The organism is Granulicella sp. S190, from assembly GCF_009766095.1.
Taxonomy (GTDB): Bacteria; Acidobacteriota; Terriglobia; order Terriglobales; family Acidobacteriaceae; genus Edaphobacter.
The window spans coordinates 1-1,592 of record NZ_LMUD01000020.1 but is presented as its reverse complement, the minus strand read 5'-3'; the positions used below and the strand labels follow the sequence as shown (position 1 = coordinate 1,592).

1 protein-coding gene is annotated in these 1,592 nt (G+C 66.0%); it reads right to left on the bottom strand.

The features are described 5' to 3' along the window. Positions 1–1,592 (bottom strand): choice-of-anchor D domain-containing protein (locus GSQ94_RS21665; protein WP_256369973.1); only part of this gene is annotated, 1,592 nt, incomplete at both ends.

Here is a 1,592-nt window from a genome sequence, read left to right as displayed (position 1 = left end):
TCGACGATGAGAGTGCCGGAGTCTGGTGTGGCGGGGCCGCGCGTGGCGGCGGTCTGGTTGAGTGGGGTGTAGGCGAGGGTGACGGTGCAGCTTTGGTTTGCGAGAAGAGTGAAGCCGCAGGTGGTGGAGGAGATGAGGAAGGGCCACTGGCTGGTGAGGCGGCGGACGGTAAGTGGAGCGGAGCCGGAGTTGGTGAGGGTGACGGTTTGGGTGACGATTTGGCCGGAGGAGACCTGGCCGAAGTCGAGGACGGTCTGGCCGGGGATGATGTTGCCGGAGAGGGTGAGAGTGGCTGGGCCGATGCCGTAGCCTTCGACGAAGGCGAGGCCGTTGAGGGTGGCTGAGCCGTCGGTGGGGGTGGCCTGGGCGAAGAGGGTTCCGGTGATGTCGCCGTTGGTGAGGGGGAGAAAGGTGAGGTTGAAGTTGCAGGAGGCGTTGGGTGCGAGGGCGGCACAGGCGGGACCGTTGAGGAGAAACTGGCGGGGGAGGGCCATGTCGAGGGCGAGGGATTTGGCGGTGAGGTTGGTGATGGTGAACTGACGGGTGCCGCCGAGGGTGCTGGTGGGAGTGGCACCGTAGGTGGCCTGGTTGGGGAGGATCTGGAGGCCCGCGCTCTCGGTGGTGTAGGCGCCGGTGAGTGGGACGGTGTAGGTGGCCGGGCCGGTGGCGCTGCTGGTGGTGGGGATTTGGAGCGTGTCGGTGACGAGGGCGGTGGTGGGGATGAAGTTGACCGTAATGGTGCAGGCAGCGGTTGGGGCGAGCGTCGTGCAGTTGCTGGTGGAGGTGAAGCTGGCGGTGGCGTTGATGAGGGTGCCGATCTGAAGAGTTGCGGTGCCGGTGTTGGTGAGGACGATGTTTTGCTGGGTGGCGGTGGGGCCGGGGACGTTGTTGAAGATGAGGGCGGCTGGGTTGAGGGAGAGGCCGGGGTCAGGTGAGGCGAAGCCGATGACGGCGGCAGTGGCTGATCCGACGGTTAGGGTACCGGTGCGCGAGCCGGTGGCGGTGGGGGAGAAGACGACGTTGAAGAAGCAGGAGGCGTTGGGGGCGAGTGGGCCGCTGCAGAGTGCGCCGCCGGTGGATGCGGGGCTGAGGGCGAAGTCTCCTGTGAGGGTTGGTGCTGCGAGGGTGACGGCGGAGGTGGTGAGGTTGGTGAGGGTGAAGAGAGTGGGTGCGCTGGTGCTGTGGACAGGGATGGTGCCGAAGTCCTGCGTGGTGGGGCTGAGGAGGAGCCCGGTGAGGGCTATGCCGGTGCCGGTGAGGGTGACGGGCGAAGGGGTGCCGGTGGAGGTTAGAGTGACAGCGGCGGTTTGCGGGCCTGAGGTGGAGGGGGTGAACTGTACGCCTAACCAGCAGTTGATGCAGGATCCGGTGAAGGTGGGGAGAAAGGATGAGGTTGGGGGCTGGCCGTGGCCGTAGCCGATGTCTTCTACGAGGATGGCTTTGAAGTCGGGTGCGGAGGTGGTGGCAGTGAGGGTGCTGAAGGACGAGGTGATCTTGTACCACAGGACGGAGGGCTGGCCGACGAGGACGTTGCCGAAGGCAAGGGTGTTGTTTGGCGCGGTGAGGATGGCGGTGCCTGTGCCGCTGAGAGT